Below are 24,452 nucleotides of genomic sequence, written 5' to 3' on the forward strand. Positions count from 1 at the left end.
GCTATAAGTATTTTTTTTATACCTCACAAAAAAACAATAAGGATTTTCTTAATGATGAAATCTTTCTTAATTTTGTTAAATTAAACGCCGTCAATATCCACTAATTCATAACTTGGCGGTCATATTGTAACAAAAATTTAATATAAAAAATTTCTTTCTTTCTTTCTTTCTTTCTTTCTTTCTTTGCTCAACTAAATTTTTGAGCTCAAAATTTAGGAGTTTGAGTTTTTAACATCTTAATTTTTAGGATTTATGAAAGTTTTTTCTAAAATTGCCTTACTTGTTGTTATTTTATTTGTAAGTGGAGCTTTTATTCTTAAAAGGAATTGTCATAGTTGCAATGATGATTTACAAAGAATAATAAGTCAGATTAAACAGAAAGCTAAATTGAAAAAAGCCTTGCTTGTACAAGAACAATATTTTCAGCCCGATGAAGGCAACAATGAACGTAAAGTCGTATGGCAAGGAGGTTTTAGTTATTGTGATGGTAAGTGCTTTGCAGTAGTTACCGTTACAGCAAATTGCTTTTTAGGGTATTGTTGGGGATTTCAAGCAACCTCTTCGGGTGATAAGGATTGTGAATGTGGGACTTTTTGCCCCTGTACCGTAGAATAATTGATTAAAATATATGTGTGCCAAAAATTGCTTTTATTTTTTATCTTTACTTATAAACACCGAAATTTTAGCTCAAATCAAGGGATTTGTGTATGAAAAAAACACCCAAACTCCCATTAGCGGGGTTTGGGTGTTTGAAAAGAAAAATGGAAAAACTACACAAACAGATGCAAAAGGCTATTTTATTCTTGAAACACCCTTAAAGGCGGGCGACACGATATTTTTTTCAAAAATTAATTTTAGTAACTCGTATGTTGTATTCAAACCTCAAATAGATACATTAAAAATTGAACTTGAAAACTATGAGAAAATAGAAGAAATTGAAGTTAGTATTCCAAAATTTCGTCATAGGCGAAAGGTGGGCGATTTACGAACTCCGTTCACAGGAATACTCGGCATAGGAGCTAATACAAATTTATTTGTTCAGGGGAGTAATCCAATAGTTAGCTATATTCCGAACAAGACTGCTAAAAAAGGACAAATTACAAAAGTGTATGTAAAATTTACTACCAGAACCATTAAATTTTTGGAAAAAAGTATCACAAGCAATCAGTTGCAGAAAAGGGCTTTGAAAAATCCTGAATACATTAAAATCAAGGTTTTGTGCTATTCCGTAGATGAGCATAAACGCCCTTTTCAGCCACTTGTAGAAAAAGAAATGCTCTTTTTTATACGAGATTTCAAACCACAATGGCTTGATATTTCAATGTTTCAAGTTCCTTTCCCTGAAAATGGAGCTTTTGTAGGTATGCAAATAATGGAAGTAAAAGGCGAAGAAGGTTGGGGAAATGTTTATATACCTCTTTTATTTTCCCATCACGATGAAAATGATATGTTCTATCAGAGCAATGGAAAGTGGCTATTGCAAGAAAACAAAGGTAGCATTTTAGGCAAAGAAAAATTTTACACTTTTGGTTTTGCAGCAGAAGTGATGTATGAGTGAGATAAAGAAGGTTTTTTACTACAAAAGCCATATTTTGTAGATTTGTTGTAATTATTTAACATAAATTTAACAAAAATTTAATATAAAAAATTTCTTTCTTTCTTTCTTTCTTTGCCCAACTAAACTTCGGGGCCCTAAAAGTTTAGGAGTTTTTTGTGAAATCTTAAATTCCTAATTTTTATAAAAAAAGTAATGTTTGTTTTGGTAATGTTTTTAGCAATTCTTAATTTTGGAAATGCTGAAGGAAAATTAAAAGTTGCAACAAAAGAAAAATTTGCTTACAATAGTCAATATCAATTGGCATTTAACGCAGATAACAAGCCTAAATGGTGCAATGAAGCGTTTGTTACTTTTTCTTGTGGTATCACTGCTATTGCTACGTTTTGTAATGTTACAGCTGAACAATTTATGTTTTCTTTGATGCTTGCAGATATGGCATTTTGTCAGCAAGGTGCAGATTATTTCCTTATTACTTTCCCGAATTAATTTTTTGTTTTGCAAAGGGAGTATCCTTATTTAAGGATACTCTCCTTCAAAGTAAAACTCAAAACATAAAGATATATGAAAAAAATATTTTTACTACTGGTATGCAATTTATTGAGCGTAGAATTTCTTACTGCCCAAACTAAATTAGGAAAAGGAGAGTTTAGAGCGGTATATCTTGCCAAAAAGGTGGCTGATACCACTAAACCTGCATATATTACAACAGATACAATGTTTTTGGAATTTTCCAAAACAAGGTCAGTGTATTACAATCCGACATACAGAGCATTAGATTCTATTGCTTTAAGTAGAACACAAAAAGCAATGAAAGCATCACAGTCAGGAGCACCAATAAAATTAAATTTCAGTGATAATTTACTTTCTAATATGCGAAACAAAAATAGCAACGTGATAGCTCATTGTTACCCTACTAACCAAAAGCTAACATTTTATACCCATAACTTACCAGGCAAGGCGTTTACGTACGAAGAAGAGTATCCTCTTTTTCAGTGGCAAATGAGTGATGAAACACAAACTATCAAAGGCTATCTTTGTAAAAAAGCAACTACAACATTTAGAGGTAGAACCTGGGAAGTATGGTACACTTTAGATATACCTACACCTTTTGGAGTTTGGAAATTTTATGGATTACCTGGGCTCATTGTTTTAGCCAAAGATAGTAAAAATCATTTTATTTTTGAGTTATTGGGCTTAAAACGCTTGCCTACTGACTATGAAATGACAACGCACTATGACTACGGAGAACCAAGAAATTTTATTAAAATTACTCACAAACAATATATGCAAGAACTAAAAAAATACCTTGAAGACCCTATGGGATATATATCTCAAGCTATGATGAATACGCCTGTACAAATTGAAATGAAAGATAAAGAAGGACGCCCAATACCCAAACGAAAAATTACCTATAACCCTATTGAATATGAGTAAAAAAACAAATAAATTATGCTGAATAAATTTCTCAAGCCTTACTAAAAAACTGCAAAACAAAGTGTATGTTTCGCTTGATATTAGTAGTTTTGATAATCAGTTTGATAAATACAAACGCTTTTTCTCAAGTCCGTTTAGGAAAAGGAGAATTAAGAGCTATTTACAGCGTAAAAGTAGTAGTTGATACTACTAAACCTACTCAAATTTCTACGGATACGATGTTTTTAGAATTTTCTAAAACTCGTTCAGTGTTTTATAATCCTGCCCGTAGAATAGCTGACTCAGTGGCTTATATGCAATTACAAAAGTCAATGGCAACCAAATCTACTTTTAATTTTGGAGGGGTAGCAGGAAGCTTGCGTAAGAATAGCACTGTCATTGTGCATCAGTACCCTAACGATAAAAAACTTACATTCTATACCCAAAATCTCATCGGAAAAAGTTTTATGTACGAAGAGGAATATCCTCTTTTTCAGTGGCAAATGAGTGATGAAACACAAACCATTAAAGGTTATCTTTGTAAAAAAGCAACTACAACGTTTAGAGGTAGAACCTGGGAAGTGTGGTACACTTTGGATATACCTACCCCCTTTGGGGTTTGGAAATTTTACGGATTACCGGGGCTTGTTGTTTTAGCCAAAGATAGTAAAAATCATTATACTTTTGAACTTTTAGGTTTAAGCCGTCTGCCTGCTGGTTATGAAATGAAAACCCATTATGAAGGCGAGCCTATCGCTTTTTCTAAAATTACTCACAAAAAATATATGATAGAACTCAAAAAGTATGTGGAAGACCCCATAGGTTATATGTCGGCTGCACTAATGAACGCCCCCGTACAGGTAGAATTGAGAGATAACCAAGGCAAACCACAACCCCGACCCAAATACCCATTCAATCCCATAGAATACGAATAAAATGCGTTTGTATTGGAGCATATTGTGCTTACAACTTTTTTCCCATATTTCCTTTGGTCAAATTATGATAGAAGGTTCTTTGCAAGATAGCAAAGAACCTGTCGTAAATGCTACGGTGCTTTTATACGCTTCGGGCAACGAAAAAATTCTTGCCTATACCTTTTCCGATGCCAAAGGAAAATTTCGGTTTTCAGTTTCTGCAAATACCGATAGTTTGGAAATAGAAATCAGGCATATTTCTTACGAAAAAATCCGACAAAAAATTCCCGCCATTTCCCAAAAACTACATTTCACACTCAAAGAAAGCTCAACGGAAATTAAGGAAATTGAGATAAAACTCAATCCCGTAACGATTCGTAGCGATACAACTACCTATAATGTAAGAAGTTTTGCTAGCAAAGCCGATAGAAACATCAAAGATGTACTTGCCAAAATGCCTGGCGTAGAAGTTGGCGACAATGGACTTATTAAATACAAAGGAAAACCTATCAGCAAGTTTTATATTGAAAACTTGGATATGCTCGGCAAACGCTACAATATAGCTTCGGAAAATGTGCCTTGGGAAATGGTAGATGAAGTTGAGTTTTACGAAAATCATCAGGATATCAAACTATTGGATAGTTTGGGCATCAAGGGTTCAAATCCTGCTCTCAATTTGCGTCTGACCGAAAAAGCCAAAAAAAGTATCGCTTTGAACGGCGAAACAGGTTTAGGCTTGCCTTTCTTACTTTGGGATACTAAAATAGTTGCCTTGAAATTTTTTCGTAATCATCAGTTTATCAATGTTTTGCAAAGTGATAATATCGGCAAAGATTCTGAAAAAAATCTTACCGAACACACTATTTCTTTGGAACAACTTTTACTACGCCGCTTTCCGCAACGCCGTAACGATTTGTTACAACTATCACAAATTTCTAATCCTCCTTTGGAACGCAGTCGCTATCTTTTCAACCAAACAGCCAGTAGCAGTTTGAATGGAGTTGTAAAAATGCCTCATTCTGCTCAAATGCGTTATCATTTTACGTACTTGTTGCAAAATAACCAAACTCGCTCGGAATTGCGTCAGCAAATTTTTTTCCCAACAGATACAATTGCCTTCGCGGAAAAACAAGTTTTTACTCAAAGACAGCATCTCTTGCAAGGTGAAATAGAATATGAAAAAAATTTAAAAAATGCTTACACAAAAAATGTTTTCATAGCCAAAAAATATTGGGAAAATCAGGAGGCTAATGCTAATTTGTTCGGTATTTTGAACATCAATCAGAAGCTAAACAACCCTTATTTTCAAGTAGCAAACGAGTATAAAAACTATCGCTTGCAAGCAGGCAAGGTAGTACAATGGGTTTCTAATTCTTATTTCAGATTTTTACCTCAAAATTTGCAGGTAAGTCCTAATTTGTGGCAGGTGGGCGGGCAAAATAGCTCTACGCAATTTGTGAAGGGTTCAATTTTGCAAACTGAAAATTTTAGAATTAACTCGCAAGAATGGAATAAATTTCATTTCCGAAGTCAAACAGGCTTGCGACTTGCTCACAGAAATCTAGAAAGTTTTGTGCTTTTGCAAAATAACGAAGGAGGCAAAGATACCCTTCAAAATAATTTACAAGACTTTGCCTATCAGCTTTTTACAAACATCAATGCTGAAAGAAAAATAAACAAACAACTTACACTCAATACCAATGCCGAATACGCACCGCTTGCCCTATGGCAAAATACAGAAATAGGGCTACGCAATAATTTTTTTCATCAATACTTTTGGAGAATAAACCTTTCAAGACGTTTGCAAGGTTGGATTTTTTCGGCGGGAGGCAGTTATAGCAATGAAGTAGAAGACGAAACACACTGGTTCAATACAGAAGGGATTTTTCAGACTTATCGGAGTATTTTTCGCAATGGCTTACTTGTGCCTGAACGAAAAAGCTGGCAAACAATGGGCAATATTTTTTACAACAATATTTTGGGAGGCTGGAGTTGGAATACTGATGTAATTTTTTTACAAGGTTTTCAAAACTATCGCTATGACCTAAAATTCACGGGTATTGTAGAAAATAGGCAAATAATAGCCCTGCAAACACCTTTTCAGAATATAATGGTAAATACACGCTTCAATAAGTATTTTTACAAGGCTCGTACAAACATAGCTCTTTCGGGAACTTTTATGCAAAATCAGTTTTTGCAAAGACAAAATAATCAGGATTTTACATCAGTTTTTCAGAATTGGCAGGCGGAGGGAAAAATGATTTGCAACTATTGGTCTTTTTTGAATTTACAAGCACAAAGCCGTTTGAATGTGCTTCAAACAGAGATTAACGGACAAAAAACTCCTCAAACTTTGCAATTGCGTCATCAGGTGTATGCTAACATTATCATTAAGCAATGGATACTTACTGCTAAATGGTACAGTTTTCAATCTTTTCAGCAAAGACAAAGTTTAAGCAATCAATTTATAGATGTTTCTTTACAGAGAAAATTTCCCAAATGGGAAACAGAATTGCAGATTTTCAATCTAACGAACCAGCAAAATCTTATTTTAGCCCAAATACAAGAAAACAATTTCAGAGAAACGCTCTTTACGCTTCGCCCTTTGAATGTTTTACTGAAAGTTACTTGGAGGTTAGGACAGGGAGGTAATTAACAAAAATTTAACACAAAAAATTTCTTTCTTTTCTATCAAGAATAAATCACGTTTTTTTGTTGTTTTTCACGAAGAATAAATAGAAAATTACAAAACTAAATCAACCTCTAAAAATAAATTCTAAACAACTTCAAACTAAAAAAGACAAAACAAAAGTGATAGATTTTTCCCAAACGAGGACTTTTCTTAATACAAGTCCTTGTTTGGGTTATTAAGCGTCCAATTCTCCTGCAATTACATTGAGGCTACTCATAATCATAATGGCATCGGAAATTTGCTGTCCTTTGCACATTTCGGTGTAAGCCTGATAGTAAATAAAACAAGGACGGCGGAAATGCAAGCGATAGGGTGTTCTGCCTCCATCAGAAATCAGGTAAAAACCTAATTCACCATTTCCCCCTTCTACGCAATGATATACCTCACCCACAGGAGCATCAATTTCGCCCATCACAATTTTGAAGTGGTAAATGAGAGCCTCCATATTTTTATAGACTTCTTGCTTGGGAGGCAAATAATAACGGGAGTCATTGGCGTGATAGCTACCTTCGGCTTTGGGAAGTTTATCCATTGCTTGCTGAATGATACGCAAACTTTGCCACATCTCTTCGTTACGTACCATAAAGCGGTCGTAGGTATCGCCGTTTTCGCCCACAGGAATATCAAACTCAAAATCCTGATAACCTGAATAAGGCTCATTGACACGCACATCATAATCTACGCCGCAAGCACGCAAATTAGGTCCTGTAAATCCATAATTTAAGGCTCTTTCGGCGGAGATAGCCCCAACGCCTATGGTTCTATCCATAAAAATACGATTGCGGTTGAAAAGTGTTTCAAATTCCTTGAGTACAGCAGGAAATTCTTTCAGCAGTTTCTTGATACCTGCAATAGCTTTTTCTGAAAAATCTCTTTCCAAACCGCCAATTCTACCCATATTGGTGGTGAGCCTTGCTCCGCAAACTTCTTCATAAATGTCGTAGATATGCTCACGCCACTGATAAATATACAAAAATCCTGAAAAAGCCCCGCTATCTACGCCTAAAATACCATTACAAATGATATGGTCTGCGATGCGAGCCAGTTCCATCAGAATTATACGCATATATTGAGCTTTTTGAGGAACTTGCACGCCCAGAAGTTTTTCTACGGTCATCCACCAGCCCATATTGTTGATAGGGGAGGAGCAGTAATTCATTCTATCGGTAAGCGTAGTAATTTGATAAAAAGGTCTTTGTTCTGCAATTTTTTCAAAAGCTCTATGAATATAGCCTACGGTAGATTCACCTGCTACGATTTTTTCGCCGTCCATTAGCAACACATTCTGAAAAATGCCGTGTGTGGCAGGGTGAGTAGGACCCAAGTTGAGCGTTGTTAGCTCATTCATATACATTGCGTCCTCAATTTTGGTGCTTTTATAGCCAATGCTATCCAACATTTGAGGGTCTTTTTCCACAGGAACTATGTTTGCCATATTTGTAGCTATGAGAAATTAGAACACAAGAAACAGAATAAAAATAAGACTATCAATTCAACTTCAATATTAACAAATATGTTTGGAGTAGCCAAAAAAAATGCGTTTTTTCTACAATTCAGCCTTTGGGTTTGAATTTAGGCTTAAAAACTACTTTGGGCTTGGTTTCGGTATTTTCTTCATTTTCATTTTTTTGTGTTTCTACTTTTTCTTTGGTAGTTTGCTTTTTGGCTTCTTCCTTTTCTTTGAGATATTGCTCGTAAAGGGCTTTTTTTTCTGCGATTTCGGCTTCGCTCATATGGGCAAAATGAAAGTTGTGCAAAGTTATATCCGAAACGGTGTAATCGTACTCGTCAGTCATAATGAGACACTCCGTAGGGCAAACCGTAGTACAAAGCCCACAGAAACAGCATTTTGCCATATCAATATCAAATTTGGCGGCGTAAATGCGTTTGCTTGTGCCGTCAGAGGTTTTGCCAAATTCTTCGGTAGCTTTGATAGCTTCAATTTCAATGCAATTGACAGGGCAAATTTTGGCACATTTATCACAAACGATGCAATCGTCTATTTCGTTATGCAGTTTGTAGCGTCCTATTTCGGGAGTAGGGAGTTTTTCCTTGGGGTATTCTAATGTTACTTTGCCTGTATTTTGCTCAAAATAGGTTTTTTCAGTAATAAAAATAGGTTTCGGCTTACGAAAAGCCTTACGAAAATGCTTAAAAGTAATCTGAAACCCTAGTAAAGTAGTTTTTATAGCCTGAATGATATTTTGAAAATATTGTTTCATTGCATCATATACACAAATCCTAACCAAGCTCCCACAACAATAATAGCTACAATTACAATACCCATTGCAAGGTATAAAGCCAAACGAATGCTATTTGCTTCGGCAATAGACTCGTTACGAAGTTCTTCGCCGATTTTGAGCTGTACATCAGTAATGCGATGAATAGGCTCAATAATTTTCTTAAATTCTTCAGATGCTTCCGTGCTAAATAAAGTTTTTGCTCCTTCGGCATCGGTAGTAAAGAGCTTAATAATTTCGTTTTCTAATTGTTTATACTTAAAAATTTCTTTTCGGTAGGTTATTAGAAAGCGATTTTCTTCCTCTACTAAATGGCTTTCTGCATATTTGGAAGCTAATGAGTCAATGCTTTTGTGGTTTTTTTCAATTTTGCTTAAAATTTCTTTTCGCATAAGCGAATCGTCAAGGTAAAGATACTCCTCCAAAAGCAAGCGGTTTTCATAGAGTTTTTCTGTAAGATTAGCCATTTCTACGGCAGGCAAAAGGCGGTCGTGATACAAAGCATTTACATCTTCGGCTACCCGATTGATACCCATAATGCCAATGAGCGAGATAGTCATAATGATACCCGTAATGATAGCAAAAATTACAAAGACCTGCCTACGTATGCCTGTTTTTTTGTACCAATTTGTCGCAAAAGCCATTTCGAGATTTTTTTTCAGCCAAAACTACTAATAAAGTTAGAAAGTTCAAAAGTTTTGTAGGCTCAAAAGTTTGAAACTATGATTAGGAAACCACAAATTAGCTATTCTGAAATTGATATTAGCGGTAGTTCAATATAAAAACAAGTACCAATATCTTTTTCTGTTTCAAACCATATTTTTCCGCCTGCGTGTTCAATGCCTTGTTTAGCAAGAGCCAGTCCGATGCCCGAACCTGTAAATTTGGTACTAAAATTGGGCAGAAAAACCTTATGCTGTATCTCTTCGGGAATACCACTGCCATTGTCGCGAATTTCTATGTGTACTTTATTATCATCTGTTTTGTAAAGAGCAACAAAAATTTCGGGATTTCTATCGCTTGGAACAGCTTGCTTGGCATTCAGAATGATGTTGGTAAAAATTTGTGTCATCAGTTGCTTATCACCTTTTACTATAAATTTACCTTTTTCAAGATGGCGAATTAGGTGGATATCGGTATCATTTTCATAAAGCAAAAGGGTTTGTCTGAGTATGTAGGCAATATCAAATTCTTCGCTTTTTGGTTCACTCATACGTGCAAAAGAAGCAAAAGAGGAAGCAATTTCGCTGAGCAAATCAATTTGTTCAAGTAGAGTTTCAAAAGGTTTTTCTGTAATGGTTTTCATCTGTGGAAAATCTCTACTGATACGCATTTTCAGGTGTTCGAGGGTAAGTTTCATTGGTGTCAGCGGATTTTTGATTTCGTGAGCTACTTGTTTTGCCATTTGTCGCCAAGCGGCTTCTTTTTCTGATTGTGCCAGTGCTTTTTTGCTTGCATCTAACTTAATAAGCATTTTGTTGTACTCATTTACAAGCAAACCTATCTCATCGTCAGAATCCCATTGTAGGGGTTCGTTGGTAGTTTGTAGGGTTGTACGGCGAATTTTTTGGGTAATAATTGCCAAAGGCTCAGTAAGAAGGTTAGAAGTGAAGTAGGAAGTGATTACAAAAATGAGGAAAATAATCGTGAAAATATTGATGATAGTGGTAAAAATACCTGTAAGTTTTTTATCTCTTTCATCTTCGGCATCAAAAAATGGTATATTGAGAATAGCTAAAAGCTGATTATTTTCAAAGGAGCGAATAGCCCAATAAACGGCTTTGTAGTTCAAGTTTCCGATATTTTCAGCAAGCATAGTGCTATTTTCTTTTCGTTCTACAACTTGCCACAAGGCTTCGGGAGCTATGTTTTTAGAAAGCAAACGACTTTCGTAAATGGCAGGCTGGCTGGTAACTAATAATTTGCCTTGCGTATCAAACAGGTTTAAGTCTGATTGAGCATACAAAGCTACGCTATTCACTTCTCTTTGCAATTCTTCTCTGGTTTTCATTTGCTCTGCATAGCTTTGCATAGCACTCAAAAGGCTATTAGAGGCGTTTTCAGCTTTTTGCAAAAATTTTTGGTTCAAATCATTTTCGTACGTCCTACTTACTACTTGCAAAGTAGTGATACTAAAAATAACCAAAGGAAAGAAAAATGCAAGATTCAGAAATATCTGAATACGCGTAGCCAAGGTAATTTTTTTGCGTTGGTAATAATTGATAAGCCCGTATATCGAAAGAATAAGAGCTACTAATGTAATAAGCAAAAGAAATAAGAGCGAAAAATTAGCAAAAGTATTTTTGAAAGCATACTCGGGCAAAGAAATTACCACTATTTTTCCATTTTCACCTCGGAAGGCAAAATGCTTGTAGCCCTGAAATTCGTAGCCTTGTTGATATAGCTTTTGAATACGGAAAAGTCCTTCTTTGAAATTTTTGTAATAATTACAATCTCCTTGTGAGTAAATCAGTTGGCTATTTTGTTGAGGGGCATTATTGGTTCTGAAAATGGCGTACGACAAATTACTAATTTTGGTATTTTCTTGAGTTTTTTCGTTGCGTAGCAATACAGGATATACTTTGAAAGAGGTAGTTTTTCGTTTTTTAAGTGTAATAATTACATAACCTAAAATTTGTCCTGATTGCTTGATTTCTATGAAATCAATATACATTCTAAAAAGGTTAAGGTCAATTTTTTGCTCTATAGCTTGGGTTTCGTTGATAAAAAAGCGGTCAGTTCTATCAGTGCGGAATTGTGGCTTTTGATAGGTTTCTACCCAATCGGCATAACGTATTTGCGTATTCTTGCTAATAGGAAACCCTACGTTATCAAATACTAAAACATCAACTTCATAATCAGGAAATTCGTTTTTTATGTATTGCTTGCGAATACGCTTTTCAATGGTACTTTTATCTACAACCGATAGCGAAGCCTTGAAAAAAAGTTTGAGAGGCAAATCCAACTGAATTTCCTCAACGATATTATCCAAAGTAAGCTCTGTTTTGAAATCCTTGGATAAGAGTAAATTTTCGGCAAATCTGCCAATTGCTTTTTTTTGGGTTTGCGTAGAAAAATAGCGAAGGGCATACGTTCCTGCTATGGCACACCACAGCGAGCCTATCAGCAGATACAAAATAGAGATATTGCGAAAGCGATATAGAAATTGAGGTAAGCGGAAAAAGTACAAAATCAGTAGATATATGCCATTGAGTAAGCTTAAAAATGGCTCAAAATTGCCAGTAAAGTAGGCAATAGAAGAATGTAAAATAGTCGCAAGCCCGAAAAGAAGAGCAAATTTGGGGTAGTCGTTATCAAGAAAACGTATGAGTAGTCGTCCTACAAGGTGTAAGAGTAGAAAATAAATTGTGGAAAGTACTACAAAGACCCCAAAAGCCGCCCAATGGGGCAAATGAAAGTGAATATTTTGTGAAATATCTAATACGAGTTGCGAATTGGTAAAAATAGAGCTAAATATACCAAAAACCTCATAAAATGAAACGTAGCTCAAAAAGATAAGCATTAGCGAAGCCCAATATTTAGCCCCAATTTTTTTCTTTGGACTGATTTTCTGAAAAATAAGAGTTTTTGGAAAATTTCTTTGTAATAGAAACACTATCCACAAGCCTAAAAATAAGTTGATGAGTAAATCTCCCAACGAGGGCGACCAAAACGAGGAAGCGTAGAGTTGTGGGTTGAATAAATCGGTTTCCCAAAAGCTGTAAGGAATTAGGTTTTTAAGCATCAGCCAACGTACCAATAGCCAATAAAGCACGAAAAAGGCAATAAAAAACTCATATAATTTTTTTCGTTGGAAAAAAGCTTGCCATTTCCAAATAAAAATAAAAAGCATTACAAAAGCTCCAGCATTACAAATGAGTGATAGAGCAAACCAGTACAAGTGAGGGGCTTCTTTTCGGGTAGAATATGATAATGAAAAAAGGTATTCGCCTTTTTCTATTTCTGTGAAAATTTGCTTGGAAGTAGGGGTTTTGCTAATTTCAAGCTGTTCGGAAGGAAAAATATTTGGATTTATTTGGCTGGTGAGATATTTGTTTTGCAAACTATACCGAACTTGTAAAGGCAGATAGGTGTAAATTTCAATTCTACTGCCTTCGTTAGTTTTGAAAAATTCTCTATGGAAAATATAAAATCCATTTTGCAGTTCAAAGAATTTGAGGGTATAATTGCCTGTTATTAAATCATAATCAGGAATAAAGCGATTATCCGACCAAAAAAGGAGTTGTTCGTTTCTGAAAATAATACAAGGGTAGCGATGTTTTTTCTTAACTTCTATAAGACTAATTACATTATTTTCCTGAAAAAGCTCTTCAATTTCTTTGCTTTCTTGTCTTAAAACCTCTATTTCGCCAATTACACGCTTTTGAATATAATCCTTGTATTTTTCATCAATACTGATAGGTTCTTGATTTTGATGTATCCAAAAAGTTCCTCCACCAAGCAAAAACAAAAGGAAAGCCCATAATAAACTGGGTAAGTGATGACGAGTAAAGAATTTTAGTATTCTTTTCAAAAGCATAATTCTGTAAAGACAAAACTTCCCGAAAATTAAGAAACTTTCGGGAAGTTAGAGAAAAGTAGCCTTAAATTACACCAATTTTTTATATTTTATACGTTGTGGGGCATCGTTCCCTAAGCGTTTTTTGCGGTTTTCTTCGTATTCGCTGTAATTACCCTCAAAGAAATATACCTGCGAATTGCCCTCAAAAGCGAGAATATGCGTACAAATTCTATCCAAAAACCACCTATCGTGAGAAATAATTACAGCACAACCGCCAAAATTTTCAAGGGCTTCTTCTAATGCACGCAACGTATTTACATCTAAATCGTTAGTAGGTTCGTCTAAAAGCAGTAGGTTTCCGCCTTCTTTGAGGGTCATAGCCAGATGCACTCTGTTTCTTTCTCCTCCTGAAAGCACACCAATTTTCTTTTCTTGGTCGTTCCCTGTAAAGTTGAATTTACTCACATAAGCTCGTGCATTCACTTGTGTATTTCCGAGTTGTATCCACTCATTGCCTTCTGAAATTGCCTGATAGACGGTTTTTTCAGGGTCTAAATTGTCGTGCTCTTGATCTACGTAAGCAATTTTTACGGTTTCGCCGATTTCAAAAGTACCGCTATCGGGTTTTTCTTTGCCTGTAATCAATTTGAAAAGTGTAGTTTTCCCTGCTCCATTCGGACCGATTACGCCTACGATGCCTGCGGGAGGCAGAGTAAAGCTAAGATTCTCAAACAAAAGTTTATCACCATAAGCCTTGCTCACGTTGTTTGCAATGATAACTTTATTACCCAAGCGGGGTCCGGGTGGAATGTACAACTCTAATTTGGCTTCTTTTTCTTTGGTTTCTTCGGAGAGCAGTTTTTCATAGGCACTCAAACGTGCTTTGGATTTCGCCTGACGAGCTTTGGGTGCCATACGTACCCATTCCAGTTCTCTTTCGAGTGTTTTCATACGTTTGGTTTCAGATTTTTCTTCTTGTGCCAAACGTTTCTGTTTTTGCTCTAACCAAGAAGAATAATTACCTTTCCAAGGAATACCCTCGCCTCTATCCAGCTCTAAAATCCAACCTGCTACATTGTCCAAAAAGTATCGGTCGTGAGTTACGGCGATTACGGTGCCTTTGTATTCTTGCAGATGTCTTTCGAGCCATTGTACTGATTCAGCGTCTAAATGGTTGGTGGGTTCATCGAGCAGAAGTACATCGGGTTGTTGCAGAAGCAAACGACACAAAGCTACACGGCGTTTTTCGCCCCCTGAAAGGTTGGCAATAATGGCATCAGGAGGGGGGCAACGCAAAGCGTCCATTGCTTTTTCAAGGCGGGCATCCAATGTCCAAGCGTCCAAATGGTCAAGTTTTTCTTGGACTTCGGCTTGGCGAGCAATGAGTTTATCAAAATCGGCATCAGGTTCGGCAAAAGCCGCATTGATTTCGTCAAATTCTTTCAGTAGCCTTACGATTTCAGCAACGCCTTCTTCTACAACCTCACGCACCGTCTTAGATTTGTCAAATTCGGGTTCTTGGGGTAAATAACCAGCTGTATAATTGCCATTGAAAACCACTTCGCCTTGATAATCCTTATCAATACCTGCAATAATTTTCATTAACGTTGATTTCCCTGAACCATTAAGCCCAAGAATACCAATTTTGGCACCATAAAAAAATGAAAGATAGATATTTTTCAAAACTTGTTTATTGGGCGGAAAAATCTTATTTACTCCCGCCATTGAAAAGATGATTTTTTCGTCTTGCATAAAAACTTTTTTTGAATTGCAGGCAAAATTAAAATATTTTGGCTAATTTTAATACATTTCGGGTGTGGCTTTTTGAAATAATTACGTTTTTGTAGTTTTTTCTTGTATCTTTGTCCAAAATTATCCTATCAAAATTGCTTCTACGAAAGTTGTTCTATGAAAAAAAGTTTTTTTCTGATTTTTATTCTTTTACTGCATTGGAAGGCTTTACTTGCCCAAGATAATGCCGTAAAAGAAGCCATTGAATATTTGAATAAAATCCGTAAAAATCCTGCTTGGTATAGCAAAGAAATCGGCGTGGATTTATCTACAATACAAGCTCGTCCTGCTTTGCAGTGGAACGATACACTGGCTCGTGTAGCACAGGCAAAAGCCGAAGATATGCTCAAACGCAAATATTTTGACCATACCACTCCCGAAGGCAAAGGCATTAATATCTTGATTTACGAAGCAGGTTACGGCATACCCAAAGAATGGACAGAGCCCGCAAGTAGCAACTATTTTGAATCTATTGTCGCAGGAGTTACTACTCCCAAAGAAGGCATTGTATATTTGTTAAAAGATAAAGGAGAAATAGACCATCGCAAAGCAGGGCATCGTAGCCACCTTTTGGGAATAGATAAGTTCTATGCAAATCTTACAGATATTGGTATAGGTTGGGTAAAAGGAGGAAGTTTGGGTTCTTATTTATGTGTAATTATTGCAAAAAAGAAATGGTAATAAGAAATTTTTGAGCAAATTTTGGCAAAAAATTTGCTTTTTTAATGATTTGCAGATATTTTCGCAAGAAAGTTGATTTTAGCTTAAAAACTTACGTAATTTTGCGAAAAATATCTCAAATTTAATTCAATGAAACAATTTATACGTATTTTCATTTTTATGGCTTTTTTGAGCAATTTTGTGTATGCACAAGGTTTGCCAAATACGCCATTTCATTTGCATAACTTCAATAATTACCATTTGCTCAATCCAGCGGCGGCAGGTTTGCAACCTGTATTTGGTTCGGGGGAAGACCCGCTCTTTTTCTTTACTTTTCATAGACAGCAAATAGGCTCTTTTCAGAATGTACCTACCTATGCTTCATTGAGTTTTAATAAGTATATCTACAAAAGAGGTGCCCCCAAATTAGATGAGTATGGCAGGCAACTTCGGGATAAAAGAGGCAAACCTCTTTATGAAGAAGAACTTACGCCCAATGCTATTGGTGGAAACGTGTATAATTTTTCTCGTAGTATCTGGCGAACAACGGGGCTTTGGTTTTCGTATGCACGCGAAGTAAAGGTAAAGTTTATGGAAAATCTTTTCGGGGTGCCTGTTGAAAATTTACGTTTGGGGCTTGCTATGGGAATGGAAAATGATGGATTTAATATCCCTGATGGCACTACTATTGATGACCCTACCATTCTGAACAGGAGGGATAAATTTGCTCGTCCTGTGGGGCAATTTGGTTTAATGTACGTTTTTGGGGGTAAATCAGGACCTTTCAGTGCTTGGGAATTTGGAGCAGGTTTGCCTCGTTTGTTCAAGCCTTCTTCAACTTATAATTACGAAGGTTTTTTTCCTGTGGCAAATTGGTTTGTTTCGCTGGCTCGGCAGTTTAGTACCGACAAAATTATGTTTTGGAGTATGAAACCTATGCTCATTTACCGAAGTTTTGATAATAAAACTTCTACCTTTGAAATTAACAATACTTTCAACTATGTAAATGATAAAAAACAACACTGGTTTGGGGCAAGTTGGATAAAAGACTATGGCTTTGCCCTAATGGCTGGCACAAAATTTTATTACTCTAAATTTGGTATCAGTTATATTTTCAAATTTAATGATGAGCAAGCGGGCTTCAATAAAAACCCCGTTCACGAAATACAACTCATCTACAATCTTCGCAAACTTTCCAGTTTGGATACTGCTTTCATCAATATGGAGCCTCCTCCCCAAGATACAACGCTATATGATGATGATGTAGCTATGGAGGAGATAATCATTAAAGATACTGTGGCAGAAAAGGATAGTATTATCATAGAAACCGAGTTTCCTGTCCACCCCGATACACTTTCCGAAGCCTCTCGTGAGCAGTTACGTCAGAAATTTTACCGCAATTATGTAATTTTAGGTGCATTCTCTATCAAAGAAAATGCAGAACGCAGGCAAAGAGAACTTATTTCGCGTTACAAGTTCAAGGCGAAAATACGGCAAAGCCCTATCAATAATTTCTATGAAGTGTATGTAATGGCTTCGGATAATTTTGATAAAGCCGACAAATTCGCTTTGCAACTTCAAAAACGTTTCAAAGATAGAACTATTTGGATTCTTTGTGTGCCGAGAAAACCTGACGAACAGCAAGAAGATGAATAAAGCTCAAAAGCAATCCTGAAAATGCTCTATATTTCCATTTTCAATGATTGCAATAATATCAAAGCGAATATTTCCTTGCCAGTTTTTCTCAAAGATAAAATTTTCGGCGGTTTGGCGAAGCAGTGTTTTTTTCTTCTCCGAGATGGTCTGTTCGGGGTAGCCGAAATTTGCATTTTTACGATAGCGAACCTCTACAAACACAAGCCAACCTGCTTTTTGAGCAATTATATCAATTTCGCCCTTGCCAAAACGATAGTTTTGGGCAAGAATTTCATAACCATTTTCTTGCAAAAAAACTTTGGCTTGGTTTTCGTAAAAAAAGCCTTTTTCAAGAGTTTTTAGGGCTTTTTTCATCATTTTTTACAAAAATAGTGCGTGTAGGGAAGGCAAATTCAGCCCCATTGTGAGTGATGATTTCGTGAATTTTGAAATTGATTTCATCTTTCACTCGCATAAAATCAAAAAAGTCATTAGTAATTACAAAATAATAAATCTGAATTTTGAGAGCGTGCTGACTAAACTCTGAGAAAAATACTTGGCTGTTCTCGTCTGTGCGGGGGTGTTGGTGTAAATAGTCGTATATTTCGTCTCGTATGGCTTTTAGTACAGGCATTGGGGTCTGGTAAGTGAGGTCTAACTCAAACATAGCCCGCCAAGTTGCTCGGTTAGTAAGATTATCCACAGGTTTATCTACCATTGTTTTATTAGGCAAAGTAACAATGGAACGCTCAATAGTACGTATGCGAGTGGTACGAAAACCAACTTTTTCCACTCTACCAATGATATTATCCACTTTCACCAAATCGCCTGTAATGAAAGGCTTATCTAAAAAAATGGTAAAGGAGGCAAAAAGGTTTTCAAGGGTTTCTTTTCCTGCCAGTGCTACTGCCAAGCCACCAATCCCCAAACCTGTAATAATAGCATTTACGTTGAGATTTAGGATATTGCTCAATGTAAAAATCAGAATTATCAGTACGATAACTACTTTGCTAATTTCTTTCAGGTATGGAATGATGTGGTCGTCCATTCGTGATTCTGTCAGACGGGCTTTTTGCATAAAATATAAGCCCCAAAAATTGATGACTCGTAGTACAAAAAGCGTAAAAAGTACTACCAAAAATACTTGATAAGATTTGTTAAGTAAAAAATGCAAACCAAACTGATTGCTGGGGGCTAAATTCCAAGATTTGGGGAAGTTGAGTTGCTGAAAAGCAATATAAAAAAACATAAACACTAAAAAACGCTTGATAGATTTTTGCGTAAAAAGGATAAAATTGCTCAAAACATTTTTATCGCTATCGGCTTTTCGGATAAAAATCTTTGAAATAAGGCGTAAGATGAGAGGAGCTAAAATGCCCTTGAACAGCACGGCTACCAAAATAAAAGCAAAAAAAGCCGCAATTTGTGAAGGTTTATTTTCTAAAATACTACCTTCAAAATAGCGATTTACCCATTCAAACATAGCTTGATGCATTTAGGTTTTCGGTACGAAATTAAGAAAATCTCGCACTTGGAAAGTGATTTTTTACAAAAATCCAAACAAATTTTTCTAATGATAGTTTTATAGCTGATTAAAGTAATTTTCAAAGGTTCAAAAAAAAAATTCTCAAAAAAATTTCAGTTAGATACAAAAAAAGATGTGCCGAAATGTGCAATATAGGGCAATGATGAGCAGACCGCTATAAGCACACCAAAAATCGGCACATCAAGATTTTTATGAAAAGTCTAAAAAATGAGGAAATTTTTAGGTGTTATTACGAATGCTACGCACGTAAGCAATAAAATCACTTTGTATTCCCCAATCTTTGGCTATTTTAAGGAGTGAAGTAGCTTCAATTTCACTTACATAGCCTTTGCTACGATTAGCGTCCCAAATCTGACGTATGATTTCAAGTCTTTGCTCTTTGGAGAATTCACCTATAATTGTATTGAAAAAACCTCTGGCTCTATCGAAAGCACTTAAATCATCTTCTAAAATGAATTGATTTACCCAATGTAGCTCTTCTGTTCCGTTAATTTGCTCGGCAGTTTCTTTAAGAATTTTTTGCTCATCTTCATCTAATCCGTGATAGTTGAAAATGACTGATTTAAGCAAAAGTAAAACTTTTTTATAGTGGGAACTGGGCATTAGGGTAAATTTACACTTACACACACAAACCGCAAGTTAATGTGATTTTTTTAATCAAAAAAGAGTTTTTTCAAAAAAATAAAAAAATCCCGAAAAAATCGGGATTGAGCATTAAGGAAATTTTGGATATTTTTGAAAATTAGGCTTACGTTTTTCCAGAAAAGCATTTTTCCCTTCTTGGGCTTCTTCGGTAAGATAGTAAAGCAAAGTAGCATTCCCTGCAAGCTCTTGAATACCTGCCTGTCCATCAAGTTCGGCATTCAAACCTACTTTAATCATTCTCAGAGCAAGCGGACTTAATTGTTGAATTTCCCTGCACCATTGTACTACTTCTTCTTCCAATTTTTCCAGAGGCACTACGGCATTCACAAGTCCCATTTCCAGTGCTTGTTGGGCATTATACTGCCTACACAGAAACCAAATTTCACGAGCTTTTTTTTGCCCTACAATACGAGCCAAATAGGAAGCCCCAAAACCTGCATCAAAACTACCTACTCGGGGTCCTGTTTGCCCGAAAATGGCATTTTCGGAGGCTATACTCAAATCGCACACTACGTGAAGCACGTGTCCGCCACCAATGGCATAACCATTGACCATAGCAATTACAGGTTTAGGCAAAGAGCGAATTTTCTTTTGTAAATCTAATACATTGAGGCGAGGAACACCGTCTTCGCCTACATAGCCGCCTATGCCTTTTACGTTCTGGTCTCCACCGCTACAAAAGGCTTTATCGCCTTCTCCTGTAAGCACTACAACGTTGATTTTATTGCTGTAACGGCAGTAATCTACTGCTTCAATCATTTGCATTACGGTTTCGGGGCGAAAAGCATTCCGATAGCGAGGGCGGTTGATAGTAATTTTGCCAATACCTTCAAAATATTCAAATTTGATGTCGCTGTATTCTTTAATAGTTTCCCAAGGAAATTTTGACATAGCTTTTGAGGGTTAAAAATTGCACAAAAATAAAATTACTCTGCACATTTTGCATAGTTTTTAGAAAACTTTTGAACAAAGAATTTGTTTGCAAAACTCAAATTTCAATGCTTTTAGTAGGTTGGCGATTTACTTCCAAGATTTTGGTGGTAGCCAGTTGCAAGACGTATTCTACTTGTTCGTCTATGGTCATATAAGTTGTATCCAGAAAATGAGCATCTTCTGCTTTTCGTAAAGGGCTTTCGGTGCGGGTGGTATCAATGCGGTCGCGAGTTTGGAGATTTTCAATAATTTCGTCCAAATCCACAATTTCATCTTTTTCAATGAGTTCTTTTTGCCTGCGAATAGCACGTGTGTAGAGTTCGGCGGTCATAAAAACTTTTACTTCGGCATCGGGGAAAACTACCGTGCCAATATCTCTGCCGTCCATAACCACTCCTCTTTTTTTACCCATTTTTTGTTGCTGTCGTACCATTGCTTTTCGTACATCAGGAATGGCACTCACTTGGCTTACTCTTTCAGAAATGTACATTTTTCTGATTTCCTCTTCTACATTCAAATTATTGAGGAAAGTATCCGATTTTTGGGTATTAGGGTTAAAGTGGAAAGAAATTTCAATATTTTCAAGGGCTTCGGCAATGGCTTTGGGGTTGGTGAGTTCTACATAATTTTCATAAAAATAAAGTGTAACGGCTCGGTACATTGCACCTGTATCAATGTAGGTGTAGCCCAAAGCAGAGGCGACGAGTTTTGCCGTGGAACTTTTACCGCAAGCCGAATAGCCGTCTAGTGCTATGATAATTTTTCGCATAAAGTTATAAATTAAAACCTACAAGGGATAAAACCTTATAGGTCTGTGTTTATGTGCTAACAATCTTTGATAGGGCAGGGTATTCGCCCTGATTTAGGTATTTTCCCATTTCTTCTGCGTGGAGGTGCTTTATAGCTTTGGCAAGCCTCTATGGTAAAAATCATCAGCAACCCAACAATGCAAGGAAGAAAAGGGATTCTCTTTAAAAATTTTGTTGCCATTATCTTCTGCTACTTCTTGGATAACCTGTGTAGGTGCGTAAATTTATATCACGAGAGCGTTTCGTATAACGTATCCACGTTTGGCTATCATAGCCGCCGTGTCTGCGGCGATACGCATAACTATCTACGGTGCAAGATTCGGCAATAAGTACCAAAAATGCAAAAAAAAGAAAATAAATTAGTGATTTTTTCATATTCAAACTTTTGTTTAACGAGCTTTCTTGTTGTACCAATAAGGATAATGTCTTTTAGGTATCCACGTTTGGCTATCATAGCCGCCGTGCTTGCGGCGATACGCATAACTATCACTTCCACAGGAAAATAAAGCTATTGTGCAAGCCAAACACAATAAAACAAGCCACAACTTTTTCATAAAACAATATTTTTTACAAATATTCAGATTTTTTGAGAAAAAGCCAAAACTTCTTGCCAAAATTTTCTGAAAAAGGCATAAAAATTGCTAAATTTGCCTGCTACAAGTCGTCTTATCGCTTGGCTCTAAGCCAAGAGGAAAGTCCGGGCAACACAGAGCAACCTGCTTCCTAACAGGAAGGCGGTAGGCTTGCCTACTGACAGAAAGTGCCACAGAAAACAAACCGCCGCAAGGTAAGGGTGAAAAGGTGGTGTAAGAGACCACCGCTTTGCTGGCGACAGCAAAGGCAGGGCAAACCTCAGGTGTTGAAAGACCAAATAAGTTGGCATTAGCAACTATCTTGCTACAAAGGTGGCTCGCCTGTAGCCAACGGGTAGGTCGATAGAGGCTTATTGCGAAATAAGCCCTAGATAAATGATAAGACGTGCCCCCAAAGCACGACAGAACCCGGCTTATAGACTTGTAGTTTTTTTTTGCCTCTCATAAAAATTTTTTCAATCTAATTGCTTAATTTGGGGGTAATTATAAAAATATTTTAGATAATTCTTTGAGAATTAAGAAAAAACTCCTACCTTTGCACTCCTAAAAATCAATGTTCAACTAAAATTTCAGCTTGCTTGCCCCGCAGGCTGATGTAAAAAGGGCAAAAACGTTATGAATCAAACAAACACAGATTTTAACTGGGACGTTGTAGAAGGCATCAAAGGCTTCGGTAGTAGCTATTCTGAAGCCGAACGCAAAAAAATGCTTGAAATGTACGGCTCTACACTTGCCGAAGTAGAAGAAGGCAAAGTAGTAAAAGGTAGAGTGGTTACCATTACCGACCGCGAGGTACTTGTAGATATTGGCTTCAAAGCCGATGGTACTATTCCTCGCTCCGAATTCAGAGATACCCCTGAACTAAAAGTGGGTGATGAAATTGATGTGTATGTAGAAAAAAGAGAAAGCAAAACAGGACAAATAGAGCTTTCTCGCAAAAAAGCCAAGCTCCTGATTGCTTGGGAAAAAATCAAAGAAGCCTATGAAAATGATTTAGTAATTGAGGGCTTCGTAAAACGCCGTACCAAAGGTGGTTTGGTAGTAGATGTGTTTGGTGTTGAATCTTTCTTGCCCGGCTCACAAATTGATGTGAAACCTATTCGTGATTTTGATGTGTTTGTAGGCAAGAAAATGGAAGTGAAAGTTGTAAAAATTAACTATTCTAACGATAACGTTGTTGTTTCGCACAAAGTACTTATTGAAAAAGACCTTGAAGAGCAACGCAGTCAGATTCTTGCTAATCTTGAAAGAGGACAAGTCTTGGAAGGCGTTATCAAGAATATGACCAACTTCGGCGTGTTTATTGATTTGGGTGGTGTTGATGGACTTTTGCATATTACAGATATTTCTTGGGGCAGAATTTCACACCCCGAAGAAATGCTCGCCCTTGACCAAAAGGTGCGTGTGGTTGTGCTTGATTTTGATGATGAGAAAAAACGCATCTCTTTGGGAATGAAGCAACTTACCCCTCACCCTTGGGAATCATTAGACCCTGCTATTGAGGTGGGTTCTCGTGTGAAGGGTAAAATTGTGAATGTAGCCGATTATGGTGCTTTCCTTGAAATTATGCCCGGGGTAGAAGGTCTTATCCACGTTTCAGAAATGTCTTGGTCGCAACATTTGCGTAATCCACAAGATTTCTTGAAAATTGGTGATGAGGTGGAGGCTGTTGTACTTGCTCTTGACCGCGAAGAGCGTAAGATGTCTTTGGGCATTAAGCAACTCACCGAAGACCCTTGGACTAAACCCGATATGGCTGTAAAATATGCCGTGGGCACAGTGCATAAAGGTATAGTTCGCAATCTTACCAATTTCGGTTTGTTCTTGGAACTTGAAGAAGGTGTAGATGGACTTGTGCACGTTTCAGACCTTTCTTGGACAAAGAAAATTAAAAGTCCGTCAGAGTTTGTGAAAGTAGGCGATGAACTGGAAGTGAAAGTATTAGAGTTAGATTTAGAAAATCGCCGTTTGGCTCTCGGACACAAACAACTTGAAGAAAATCCTTGGGATACTTTTGAAAACATCTTTACCGAAGGTTCTGTGCATCAATGTACTATTCAAGCCAAAACCGATAAAGGTGCTGTTTTAGAACTTCCTTATGGTATCGAGGGCTTCTGTAATACCAAAAACTTGGTAAAAGCCGATGGCACTCAGCCCGAAGTAGGTGAAACCTTGGATTTCAAAGTAGTAGAGTTTGTGAAAGGCGAAAAGAAAATTGTTCTTTCGCACTTGGCTACTTACGCCGAAGAAAAGAAAGAGAAAAAAGGTAAAACCAAAGAAAAAGAAACCGAAGAGAACGTTACTTTGGAAAACTTACCTGCTGAAACACTTGCCGATACCGCGGTGGTAGAAGAAACCAAGAAAAAAAGAGGTAGAAAGAAAAAATCAGAAACCGAAGGTTCGGAAGAAAATACAACTTCATAACACCTAATCCAAAAGGGGCGGCATACAAATCCGCCCTTTTTTCATATCAAAAAATGACTTTCCTCATAGCTATTTTA

General features: G+C 36.6%; 21 protein-coding genes and 1 other RNA gene. 10 read left to right on the forward strand and 12 right to left on the reverse strand.

Features of this window, described 5'->3' with window-relative positions:
- Window positions 1-252 precede the first annotated feature (252 nt).
- The 6 genes from Rain11_RS10175 (at window position 253) to Rain11_RS10200 (ending at window position 6,541) form a co-directional block, all read left to right on the forward strand.
- A complete protein-coding gene (locus Rain11_RS10175; RefSeq protein WP_101359262.1) occupies window positions 253-615 on the forward strand; it encodes a hypothetical protein in 363 nt (120 codons plus the stop codon).
- 13 nt (window positions 616-628) lie between these two features.
- Window positions 629-1,558 (forward strand): carboxypeptidase-like regulatory domain-containing protein, encoded by a 930-nt coding sequence (locus Rain11_RS10180; RefSeq protein WP_101359263.1) that lies wholly within the window; start codon window positions 629-631, stop codon window positions 1,556-1,558.
- 192 nt (window positions 1,559-1,750) lie between these two features.
- Window positions 1,751-2,044, forward strand: coding sequence for a hypothetical protein (locus Rain11_RS10185; protein WP_101359264.1), 294 nt, complete (start codon window positions 1,751-1,753; stop codon window positions 2,042-2,044).
- 75 nt (window positions 2,045-2,119) lie between these two features.
- Entirely contained in the window at window positions 2,120-2,992 is an 873-nt protein-coding gene (locus Rain11_RS10190; protein ID WP_101359265.1) for a GLPGLI family protein, read from the forward strand.
- Between the two features lie 65 nt (window positions 2,993-3,057).
- Complete coding sequence (locus Rain11_RS10195) at window positions 3,058-3,906, forward strand: GLPGLI family protein (RefSeq protein ID WP_101359266.1); 849 nt, start codon at window positions 3,058-3,060, stop codon at window positions 3,904-3,906.
- 64 nt (window positions 3,907-3,970) lie between these two features.
- Complete coding sequence (locus Rain11_RS10200) at window positions 3,971-6,541, forward strand: hypothetical protein (protein WP_133121565.1); 2,571 nt, start codon at window positions 3,971-3,973, stop codon at window positions 6,539-6,541.
- 211 nt (window positions 6,542-6,752) lie between these two features.
- Here the strand turns inward: Rain11_RS10200 and Rain11_RS10205 are convergent, their stop codons facing one another.
- From Rain11_RS10205 to ettA, 5 genes are all read right to left on the reverse strand, one after another.
- The gene (locus Rain11_RS10205; RefSeq protein WP_101359293.1) at window positions 6,753-7,976 is read right to left on the reverse strand and encodes an NADH-quinone oxidoreductase subunit D; all 1,224 of its coding nucleotides are present in this window, start codon (window positions 7,974-7,976) and stop codon (window positions 6,753-6,755) included.
- A 154-nt stretch (window positions 7,977-8,130) separates the two neighbouring features.
- The gene (locus tag Rain11_RS10210) at window positions 8,131-8,799 is read right to left on the reverse strand and encodes a 4Fe-4S dicluster domain-containing protein (RefSeq protein WP_101359268.1); all 669 of its coding nucleotides are present in this window, start codon (window positions 8,797-8,799) and stop codon (window positions 8,131-8,133) included.
- Window positions 8,796-9,461 carry an MCP four helix bundle domain-containing protein gene (locus Rain11_RS10215; protein WP_101359269.1) on the reverse strand — a complete coding sequence of 222 codons (666 nt, stop codon included), beginning with the start codon at window positions 9,459-9,461 and terminating at the stop codon, window positions 8,796-8,798. Before Rain11_RS10215 ends, Rain11_RS10210 begins: the two co-directional genes overlap by 4 nt.
- 101 nt (window positions 9,462-9,562) lie before the next feature.
- Window positions 9,563-13,357: an ATP-binding protein gene (locus Rain11_RS10220; protein ID WP_101359270.1), complete on the reverse strand. Its 3,795-nt coding sequence runs from the start codon at window positions 13,355-13,357 to the stop codon at window positions 9,563-9,565.
- Window positions 13,358-13,426: 69 nt separating this feature from the next.
- A complete protein-coding gene (gene ettA / locus Rain11_RS10225; RefSeq protein WP_101359271.1) occupies window positions 13,427-15,091 on the reverse strand; it encodes an energy-dependent translational throttle protein EttA in 1,665 nt (554 codons plus the stop codon).
- Between the two features lie 156 nt (window positions 15,092-15,247).
- Here ettA and Rain11_RS10230 point away from each other — a divergent pair, with 156 nt between their 5' ends.
- Together Rain11_RS10230 and Rain11_RS10235 are read left to right on the forward strand one after the other, a co-directional pair.
- On the forward strand, window positions 15,248-15,811 hold the full coding sequence (locus Rain11_RS10230; RefSeq protein ID WP_101359272.1) for a CAP domain-containing protein: 564 nt from the start codon (window positions 15,248-15,250) through the stop codon (window positions 15,809-15,811).
- Window positions 15,812-15,940: 129 nt separating this feature from the next.
- Window positions 15,941-17,446 (forward strand): type IX secretion system membrane protein PorP/SprF, encoded by a 1,506-nt coding sequence (locus Rain11_RS10235; protein WP_101359273.1) that lies wholly within the window; start codon window positions 15,941-15,943, stop codon window positions 17,444-17,446.
- A 3-nt stretch (window positions 17,447-17,449) separates the two neighbouring features.
- On the opposite strand, the gene Rain11_RS10240 is transcribed toward Rain11_RS10235, so the two are convergent.
- The 7 genes from Rain11_RS10240 to Rain11_RS13925 form a co-directional block, all read right to left on the reverse strand.
- Window positions 17,450-17,803 (reverse strand): YraN family protein, encoded by a 354-nt coding sequence (locus Rain11_RS10240; protein WP_243390581.1) that lies wholly within the window; start codon window positions 17,801-17,803, stop codon window positions 17,450-17,452.
- Window positions 17,775-18,908, reverse strand: coding sequence for a mechanosensitive ion channel family protein (locus Rain11_RS10245; RefSeq protein ID WP_165778116.1), 1,134 nt, complete (start codon window positions 18,906-18,908; stop codon window positions 17,775-17,777). Before Rain11_RS10245 ends, Rain11_RS10240 begins: the two co-directional genes overlap by 29 nt.
- A gap of 282 nt (window positions 18,909-19,190) precedes the next feature.
- The gene (locus Rain11_RS10250) at window positions 19,191-19,541 is read right to left on the reverse strand and encodes a hypothetical protein (RefSeq protein WP_243390582.1); all 351 of its coding nucleotides are present in this window, start codon (window positions 19,539-19,541) and stop codon (window positions 19,191-19,193) included.
- A gap of 144 nt (window positions 19,542-19,685) precedes the next feature.
- The gene (gene menB / locus Rain11_RS10255; RefSeq protein WP_101359277.1) at window positions 19,686-20,507 is read right to left on the reverse strand and encodes a 1,4-dihydroxy-2-naphthoyl-CoA synthase; all 822 of its coding nucleotides are present in this window, start codon (window positions 20,505-20,507) and stop codon (window positions 19,686-19,688) included.
- Between the two features lie 97 nt (window positions 20,508-20,604).
- Complete coding sequence (gene cmk, locus Rain11_RS10260) at window positions 20,605-21,318, reverse strand: (d)CMP kinase (protein ID WP_101359278.1); 714 nt, start codon at window positions 21,316-21,318, stop codon at window positions 20,605-20,607.
- Window positions 21,319-21,538: 220 nt separating this feature from the next.
- Complete coding sequence (locus Rain11_RS10265; protein WP_133121566.1) at window positions 21,539-21,733, reverse strand: hypothetical protein; 195 nt, start codon at window positions 21,731-21,733, stop codon at window positions 21,539-21,541.
- A gap of 14 nt (window positions 21,734-21,747) precedes the next feature.
- Window positions 21,748-21,912, reverse strand: coding sequence for a hypothetical protein (locus Rain11_RS13925; protein ID WP_165778117.1), 165 nt, complete (start codon window positions 21,910-21,912; stop codon window positions 21,748-21,750).
- Window positions 21,913-22,011: 99 nt separating this feature from the next.
- Between Rain11_RS13925 and rnpB the strand changes: the two genes are divergently transcribed.
- Window positions 22,012-22,383: RNase P RNA component class A (rnpB, locus tag Rain11_RS10270), an RNA gene on the forward strand.
- Window positions 22,384-22,566: 183 nt separating this feature from the next.
- Window positions 22,567-24,375 carry a 30S ribosomal protein S1 gene (gene rpsA / locus Rain11_RS10275; RefSeq protein ID WP_101359280.1) on the forward strand — a complete coding sequence of 603 codons (1,809 nt, stop codon included), beginning with the start codon at window positions 22,567-22,569 and terminating at the stop codon, window positions 24,373-24,375.
- Window positions 24,376-24,452 lie beyond the last annotated feature (77 nt).

The organism is Raineya orbicola (assembly GCF_002843425.1).
Lineage (GTDB): Bacteria > Bacteroidota > Bacteroidia > Cytophagales > Thermonemataceae > Raineya > Raineya orbicola.